Origin of the sequence: Streptomyces sp. MS19 (assembly GCF_047200595.1) — a bacterium.
Taxonomy (GTDB): Bacteria; Actinomycetota; Actinomycetes; order Streptomycetales; family Streptomycetaceae; genus Streptomyces.
Window position 1 is genome coordinate 120505 of sequence record NZ_JBJZOH010000015.1, and the last position, 7831, is coordinate 128335.

Consider the following 7831-nt stretch of genomic DNA (forward strand, 5'->3'; position numbering starts at 1 on the left):
ACCTTCCGGAGAACCACCATGCGCTACATCACCACCAACGATGCCCCGCGCACGCTGCTGCGCGGTATCGCCGACATCTCCTGGCACGCACGCGCCCGCTGCCGGGGGATGGACCCGGCCGACGCGGACGAGTTGTTCTTCCACGCGCCGCGCGCCCACGCGGCCATCTCGGAGGCCAAGGCCACCTGCCACAGCTGCCCTGTGCGCAGGGAGTGCCTCGGCTACGCGCTCGACAACGAGATCCGCGACGGGCTGTGGGGCGGTCTGACCGAGCGGGAGCGCCGCCCGTGGCACGCCGGCATCAACCACCGGCTGGACTACGCCCGTATCCGGGCGGTGTTCGCCGGACGGGACGTCCACCTCAGCGACCGCGAGCGGGACGTGGTGATCAGCCACGCCTACGTCCGCGGCTGGAGTCCGCAGCGCCTCGCGCACGTCCTGCGCCTGGACTTCGAGTGGGCCCGCGATCTTCTGCGCCGTGCGGCGAACGCGATAGCCGACCGCGACCGGTACGCGGGCCTGTTCGAGGACGCCACCCCGGCAGCCGAGGCCCCCCTCGCGGGGAAGCCCGGCGGCGTAGGCGACTTCGGAAAGGCAGCATGACCCGCCCCGCACCCTCCCGAACGCCCGCCTTCCTGCCCGAGACCCCGCTGCTGCTGCCTCTCGCCGCGCTCCTGGTCCTCGCCGTGATCGCCGTGCTGTGTCTGCTGGTGCGCCGCGTTCGCCGCACGGCGCCGGGGACCCCGGCGGTGTGGGTTGCCGCGCTGGCCGCCGCCGGATGCACCGCCTACTCGGCGGACACATCCTGGCGGTTCGCCGCCGACTACCTCGACATGGACGGCACCGCCGAACGCGCAGCGATGTTCGCCGCCGCCGAACTCGCCCTGTTCGCCAACGCGCTGCTCGCCCGGCAGAACCTCGCCGTCCAGGGGCACGCGGGGGCGGCCGGCACGCTGGTCTGGGCGATCACCGGGGTCCAGGTGATCCCGGCGTTCGCCGAGTCCGGGCCGGTGGGCGGCGTCGTGCGGGCGTTCGTCGGCCCGGTCATGGCGGCGCTGCTGTGGCACCAGGCGATGGGAATCGAGCTACGGCTGCGCACCCCCGCCGCCGTGTCCCACGGGCTGCTCGCCGTCATGGCACGGGAGGCCCGGGAGCGGTTCCTCGCACGCCTGGGTATTGAGCGGGACCGGGACGCCGCGCAGATCCGGCGGGACCGGGCAACGGTCCGCGCCGCCGCGCTCGCCGCCCGGCTCGCTGAACGCACCCCGGCCCAGCGTGGCAGCCGCCGCGGACGCCGTCTCGCCCGCCGCCTGTCGGCGGCCACCGCACGAGCGGGCGCGGGGACCGACCCCGGGCAGCGCGACGCGCTGCTCCAGCAGCTCGCCGCCCGCCGCCACGCCGCCGCGCTGGCGACCGTCGCCCTCGACTCCCCCTGGCAGCTGTCCGGGGCCCGCTGCCCGTCCTGCACGGCCGGGGACCGGTCCCCGGACACCGCACCCCCGTCCCCCCGCGCGCCGGAAGACGCGGCGCCGGGCGGCGGTCGGCGGTCCCCGGGACCGGTCCCCGCCAGCCACAACAGGCGCCCCAGCAGCGGCCGGGACCGACCCGGGACCCGTACGCCGCAGTCGAGGACGGCGCCCGGAAGGCGGTCCCCCCTGTCGGTCGAGGAGATGGCCGACCGGGTGCGCCCACACGTCCCCGCCATGCTGCAGCGGGATGGGAACGAAGCCGTCACCCGTGTCCAGCTCCGCGAAATCCTGCGCTCTCTCGGACTGCCCGGCAGCCGCAACGAGCGCCTCACCCCCGTCCTTGAACTCCTCCGCGCCGAGACCGGCGCCAGCACCACCGGGAGCCCTCAGTGAAGACCTGCCGCCGCTTCGAGCGCATCCGCGACAGCTACGAGCGGGACATCCGCATCCAGACCTCCCGCTCCCACAACCATCCCGCCAGCGCCGCCGGCCAGGCCGGTGCCGGTCTCGCCTACGGCGCGAGGAAGCGCATGGCCCAGGCCCTCAACCGCCACCTCGACCGATGCCCCGAGTGCGGCTGACACCCCGCCGTCGCAAGGAGAAGGCCGCCGTGTCCGCGTACTGCCTGCCGCAGGAGGCCGAGGCCGCCGCCTGGGCGGAAGTCCTCCTCCGCCACGGCCTGCTGCACGCCGCCGTCGCCACCCCGAACGGCCAGTGGCTCATCCAGCACACCCCCAGCGGCCCCGTCCGCGTCCTCGACGGCCCGGCAGCCCTCCTCAAGGTCGTGAGCGACATCCAGCGCGCCGCAGGAAGGCACAGCCGGTGAACGACAACCCGCCCCCCGCCCGCCCGACACGACCCGCGCCGTCTCCCAACTCGGTTGCCGGGCGAGCAAGTTATCCCTTTGGATACTCCACCACGGGCGGAGTATCCAAAGGGAGCGCCGCCCCGGCAGGGGCGGGCGTCCGGCGCCGGGGGGCGCCGGACGAGGAGGCCGCGACCGAGGGCGGATCGCAGCCGGGAACTGCCGGGCCTCAGCCCGGCGAAGGCGACGGACGCCGCCGCAGCCGACGCCGCCGATACCAGAACCGGCGACGCCCGCACGTGCGGAACACCCGCCTCACCGACGACGAACTCGCCCGCGTCACCGCAGGAGCGAACGCGGCCGGGCTGACCGTCGCCGGGTTCCTCGCCCGCAGCGCTCTCGGCGCCGCCCGCGACCTCAACCGCACCACTGCGGCACTCGCCGATCACCGGGACGTGGTGGCGGAGCTGTTCGCCGCCCGGCGGCACCTCGGCCACATCGGCAACAACCTCAACCAGCTGACCCGCGCCGTCAACTCCGGTGCCCGCCCGCCGCAGCCTCAGCTCGACGCCGTCCTCACCGCAACCCAGCGCGCCGTCCTGCGTGTCCAGACGGCTACCGACCGGCTTCTCGACCAGACATAGCAAGTAGACAGCGTGATACCCAGGATTCACCGGCGTGGGAGGCGCACCCTCGGCCTGCTGCACTACCTCTACGGGCCGGGCACCCACGAGGAACATACCGACCCGCACCTCGTCGCGTCCTTCGACGGCAACGCACCCGACCCCGGCCGCGACCCCTCAGCGACACTCCGGCAACTCCAGCGCCTCCTCGACCAGCCTCTGGAGAACCTGGACCCCGGCGACCGGCCCGACCGGCACGTGTGGCATCTGTCCGTACGCAACGCCGCCGAGGACCGCGTCCTGACCGACGAGACGTGGGCCGACATCGCCCGCCGCATGGTCGCCGCCGCCGGTATCGACCCCGGCGGCGGAGAGCCCGCCTGCCGCTGGGCGGCCGTCCGCCACGCCGCCGACCACATCCACATCGTCGCCACCCTCGTCCGCGAGGACGGCCGCAAGCCCCGCCTCCACCGCGACGCCGCCCGAGTCCAGGTCGCCGCCCGCCAGCTGGAAACCGACCTCGGCCTGCGCCAGCTCCACGCGGGCGACGGAACGGCTGCCAAGCGCCCCACCAGCGCCGAACGCCACAAAGCCGGGCGCCACGGCCGGGACCGGACAGCGCGCGAAGAACTCCGCGCGGCCGTACGGCGTGCGGCGGCGGGTGCGACCGGCGAGGAGGAGTTCTTCGACCGGCTCGCCGCCGCCGGACTGATCATCCGCAAGCGGGCCGCGCCGTCCGGGGACCTGCTCGGCTACACCGTCGCACTCCCCGACGACCGCAACAGGAACCGCGAGCCGGTCTTGTTCTCCGGATCGAAGCTCGCCCCGGACCTGTCGCTGCCCCGCCTCCGGGCGCGCTGGAACCCAACCAGCCCGTCGTCCCGGACAGGAAACGCCACGCCCGGCGGCAGGATGGCCTCCAGCCGGGCCGCCGCCCGGCGCCGCAGCGCGACCGCGGCGTGGGAGGCCCTGCTCATCATCGAACACGCCGATGCACCGGTCGCCGCCGCGTACGTCGCCGCCACCGGCGAGATCCTCGACGCCCTCGCTGCCACCTCCGCCCCCCGCACGCGCCGCGACCTCCACGAGGCCGCCGCCGCTTTCGAACGCGCCTCCCGCTCCCACATCCGCGCCGAACACGCGCACGCCCGCGCCCTGCGGCAGGCCGCCCGCGACCTCGCCTACGGCGGACACGCCCTCAGCCGCGGCGAAGACGGGGCCACCACCGCGATGGTCATCGACACGCTGTACTTCCTGGCCATCGCCGCCGCCCACTGGCACGCCCGTCATCAGCACGCGCAGCAGGCCGCCGCCGCACGGGCCGCCGCCGGGCATCTCCGCACGGCCTACCGCACCGCAGCCCGCGCGCCGCTCGAAGCGATGCGCCGCCGAGGCCGGCAGCTGCCTATAAGCGACCAGCAGGCGTTCGCCGTCACCGTGCGCCAGGCCGTACCCGACCTCGCCGAGCCGATCCTTGCTGAACCGGGCTGGCTCGCGCTCGCCGCCACCCTCGCGGAGGCCCAGGCAGCTGGCCACGACCCGACCGTTCTCCTCCGCGACGCAGCCCGCCACCGCGAACTCGACACGGCGGACTCCCTCAGCGAGGTCCTGGCCTGGCGACTGCGCCGCGCGGCCGGCCTTCCCGCAGCCACCACCGTCCCCCTCACCTCCAGCCGCGACAGGCCGCAGGCCGATGAGCCCTCCGCCGACCGTTCCGACGCCAAGCGCCGCACGCCGTGACCTCCAGGATTTCGAAGTTGCGGCCGACCTCACCGCCGGGAGACCCTGCCATGTCCAGCCCCGCACGACCTCAAGGAGACGAGGTGTCCCGACGCTCTCGCGCCGACCGGAAACCCCGGGAGATCCAGCGCGCCGCTGCTGACACACCCGCCACCAACCCGGTGGCACCGGACTACCCTCCGGCGGACCTGCGCACGCCGTCCCTCGACCCCGAGATCACAGGGCTGGTCATGCGCTGGGACACCCCCCTCGTGATCAACAGCGACATCCGCGCATGCCCCCAGTGCGGCTCCTACCGCAACTGGGTTGTCATCAGCATGCGCGACGGCGTATGGCTGCGCTGCCCCGCCGGACACGAGACCCCCGAACCCGCGCTTGATGCCGCCTGGTTCAACCAGAACTCCGGCCCCGCCGACCGCTACCACGCCACCCTCGACGACGCCCTGCGCCACCTCGACCGCTGAGTGACCGAAGCATCGAGCTGACGCAGTCGGTCTGCTGCAGGGCTCCAGGGAGGGGGAGCACGGCGCGCGTCACCCTGCTTCAGCCCTCAACCCCTGTCACGGCGAACGCCCAGCGGTAAGCCTCTTCCACCGGCAAATCCGGAAACCCGAAAGCCCGGCAGACATTCGTCTGCCGGGCGGAAACGGGCACGGACCGCGATCATGGAGAGCCGGCGCGGCAGCAGGTCGACTAGACGCGCTGGCTGTTGTCAGCTGCTCGGCACAACCTGAAGAAGGTGCCGCGCGCCTTCCGGGAGGCTGTGCCGCAGGACCGGCGCCGGAGATGCCAGGGACGCGGCGAACACGGCAACCAGGTCGTGGGGAACGCTGGGGCTGAAGCTCGCGCACCACAGCGCCGCACCGACGGCGGGCTCCGCCCACGCCTGCCAGCCGGGCAGGTCCGGAGTCGGGTCGGCGTCCTGGAGGAGCGGCGGGAGAGGCTCCAGCGAGAAGACGGTCGAGAGCGTCGGATCGACCGCCGCTGTCTCGGGGCGGTCGACATCCCGGGCCCAGCCCAGCGCGAACAGCGCGCTCAGGACGAGGCGGTACGAGCATGTGATGGGAAGTTCGTCGCCCTCGAGCGCGACGACCAGGTCGGCGATGGCCTCGGGCGGGACTCCGGATGTGAAGTAGGCGCTCCACTCCGCCATCACCGCGTCCGAGGTCAGGCGGGCGGAGATCTGCCAGGCGACGGGAAGGTCATCAAGTGCGCAGGCCGGGCTGGCGAGAGTCCACTCAGCGGCCCGCAGACCGGTCGGGCTGACATACAACAGGGTGTCGTGGGCCGTCGGCCACATGCGCCAGCCGAGGTCGGTCAGGACGGCTCCGACGCGCTCGGCGGCCGTCCCGTCGTCTCCCGCCAGGTGGCGCGGCACGACCCAGCGCGAGTCAGGCAGAGAGATCATCCCAGCGGGAAGCGGTCGTGGCGCGTCGTCGGCGCTCGGGGGCGCTGGGGGACGGGTGCCAAGCCAGGGCGACAGCCGCAGACGGGGGCAGGATGTCCTGCTCACCCGCCGGATCTTCGGCGAGGTACACCACGAGGTCGTCCGCGTCACACGCTGCGACGACCTCTCCGACACGGTGAGCCATTGGGTAGAACGGGTTGATGGCGAGCCTGACGGGGACACCTCTGTCCCAGGCGGAGAGCGCGTCGACCAGATCGCCGACGGACACGAACGTTGAACTCACAGGTCCTCCTCGGAGTATGCGAACGGCTGAGCAGTGGCCCGTATCCGTTCGATGGCAGCCGCGACGACGGTGGCGGGCGTCTCCCGGCTGAAGGCGATGCGGTAGCCGGTGCTGCCGCGCGTGCCTGTGACGGCGATCACCCATCCGTCTCCACTGCCGGGGCGGCCTGCCGGAAACCAGCCGAGATAGACGGCGCCGTCCGCGCTGCTGACATGAACATCGGCACGGTCATCGACGACGACCGTCCAGTCGTCTCCCGCGAACCGGTCGATGACGACGTTCGCGTCGCCGGGCCCGCGCAACCAGGACTGCAGCCGGAGTACCTGCAGTTCCGGCTCGATTCGGCGCTCCGCATGTGCTTCTGTGGCCACAGGGCCCCTTTCTCAAGAGGTGTGATGCGGGAGTTCGAGGTTGGCATGGCTTCGCCTTATTCACCACCGCTCCGCCGTCTGCCTCCGGCGAACTTCAGGCGCCGACTTCAGACGGCCCATCACCGAAGACTGATGGCTCATCATGAATGTGCGAAGGAGTTCGGACAACGATGACCGCCCGGGAGAGCGAACGCCGATGAGCTTCGTCCGTCAGATCCCCTCTGGCCGCCGTCTCATCCTTTGCTTTAGCATTGCCCAGCGCCGAACTAGGCGCTGGGCAAGATCGTCGGAGGCAGAATATGAAGGGCCACATACCCACGGCGCTGGGCGAGCAGCTGCGCGCCTGGCGCGTCCGGATGGGTATGCGTGAGGGGGGTGCGCCGGCGACCCAAGAGGCGGTCGCGCGCCGCGCGGGGCACGCTTTCTCGGTGCGGTGGTTGCGGGAGCTGGAGGCCGGGCGAGGCGTGCGTCCGGATCATGACCGGCTGACTGCGCTGGCGTCCGCCCTGGGGCTGTCCCAGGCCGAGCTGGACGGCCTTTTCGTCGCCGTCGGGCTGCGAACCGGGGCTGACGCCGCACCACCCAGCCGGGAGGCGCTCGCCGACCTGCGAACGCTGGTGTCGGAGATCCCCAGCCCTGCAGTGGTCACGGATTTGCTATGGGACATCCACGTCAGGAATGAGGCATTCGAGGGCTGGCTCCCCGGCGCCGCCGACAGCGGGCGGCCCAACCTCATCGAGTGGCTGCTCTTCGCATCCGATGCTCGCGCCGCATTCGGCGGCGAATGGCACAGCCGGGTTCACAGCATGGTGGAGTCGTTGAAATTTACGCGGCTTCTCCTCAAGGACGACGCACCTTTGGAACAGCTACTGGAATCACTCAGAAGATCTCCGGAATTCGCGCTGGCCTGGAATTCCTACCCCGGTAGCCATCCGCCGCCCGCTGACTCATGGGCGAATTCCTCCGCCAGCGGCTCCCGCCGGATCCAGGTTCTACGGCCGGTCGCCTCCCCGTCCCTGCGTCTCGTCGTCATCACCGCCCTGGACGATGCGAGGGCGGAAGTGGGGGCGATGCGGCAACGGGTCAGTACTGGGCCCCTGTACTGAGATAAGCCTCCCGCGCAGCCGTCTGA

At 72.4% G+C, this 7831-nt stretch carries 11 protein-coding genes; 8 read left to right on the forward strand and 3 right to left on the reverse strand.

What is annotated here, in order from left to right; genetic code table 11:
* Positions 1-18 precede the first annotated feature (18 nt).
* The 7 genes from ACL02R_RS17095 (at position 19) to ACL02R_RS17125 (ending at position 5101) form a co-directional block, all read left to right on the forward strand.
* Complete coding sequence (locus ACL02R_RS17095) at positions 19-603, forward strand: WhiB family transcriptional regulator (RefSeq protein ID WP_362968422.1); 585 nt, start codon at positions 19-21, stop codon at positions 601-603.
* On the forward strand, positions 600-1862 hold the full coding sequence (locus ACL02R_RS17100; protein WP_412797773.1) for a hypothetical protein: 1263 nt from the start codon (positions 600-602) through the stop codon (positions 1860-1862). The genes ACL02R_RS17095 and ACL02R_RS17100 overlap by 4 nt, the downstream gene beginning before the upstream one ends.
* A complete protein-coding gene (locus tag ACL02R_RS17105; protein WP_362968424.1) occupies positions 1859-2050 on the forward strand; it encodes a hypothetical protein in 192 nt (63 codons plus the stop codon). The genes ACL02R_RS17100 and ACL02R_RS17105 overlap by 4 nt, the downstream gene beginning before the upstream one ends.
* Positions 2051-2079: 29 nt before the next feature.
* Positions 2080-2295, forward strand: coding sequence for a hypothetical protein (locus ACL02R_RS17110; RefSeq protein ID WP_412797774.1), 216 nt, complete (start codon positions 2080-2082; stop codon positions 2293-2295).
* The gene (locus ACL02R_RS17115; RefSeq protein WP_412797775.1) at positions 2292-2918 is read left to right on the forward strand and encodes a plasmid mobilization protein; all 627 of its coding nucleotides are present in this window, start codon (positions 2292-2294) and stop codon (positions 2916-2918) included. Before ACL02R_RS17110 ends, ACL02R_RS17115 begins: the two co-directional genes overlap by 4 nt.
* 12 nt (positions 2919-2930) lie before the next feature.
* Positions 2931-4637, forward strand: coding sequence for a relaxase/mobilization nuclease domain-containing protein (locus tag ACL02R_RS17120; RefSeq protein ID WP_412797776.1), 1707 nt, complete (start codon positions 2931-2933; stop codon positions 4635-4637).
* Positions 4638-4720: 83 nt separating this feature from the next.
* Entirely contained in the window at positions 4721-5101 is a 381-nt protein-coding gene (locus ACL02R_RS17125) for a hypothetical protein (protein ID WP_412797777.1), read from the forward strand.
* Positions 5102-5349: 248 nt separating this feature from the next.
* Here ACL02R_RS17125 and ACL02R_RS17130 read toward each other — a convergent pair whose 3' ends face one another.
* Genes ACL02R_RS17130 through ACL02R_RS17140 form a run of 3 tightly spaced genes read right to left on the reverse strand, consistent with a single transcriptional unit; the run spans position 5350 to position 6699 of the window.
* Positions 5350-6045, reverse strand: a complete 696-nt coding sequence (locus tag ACL02R_RS17130) for a DUF317 domain-containing protein (RefSeq protein ID WP_412797778.1) — start codon at positions 6043-6045, stop codon at positions 5350-5352.
* On the reverse strand, positions 6029-6328 hold the full coding sequence (locus ACL02R_RS17135) for a hypothetical protein (RefSeq protein WP_412797779.1): 300 nt from the start codon (positions 6326-6328) through the stop codon (positions 6029-6031). Before ACL02R_RS17135 ends, ACL02R_RS17130 begins: the two co-directional genes overlap by 17 nt.
* Positions 6325-6699, reverse strand: coding sequence for a DUF317 domain-containing protein (locus ACL02R_RS17140; protein WP_412797780.1), 375 nt, complete (start codon positions 6697-6699; stop codon positions 6325-6327). Before ACL02R_RS17140 ends, ACL02R_RS17135 begins: the two co-directional genes overlap by 4 nt.
* A 299-nt stretch (positions 6700-6998) precedes the next feature.
* Between ACL02R_RS17140 and ACL02R_RS17145 the strand changes: the two genes are divergently transcribed.
* Positions 6999-7805 (forward strand): helix-turn-helix domain-containing protein, encoded by an 807-nt coding sequence (locus ACL02R_RS17145; protein ID WP_412797781.1) that lies wholly within the window; start codon positions 6999-7001, stop codon positions 7803-7805.
* The last annotated feature ends 26 nt before the right edge of the window (positions 7806-7831 follow it).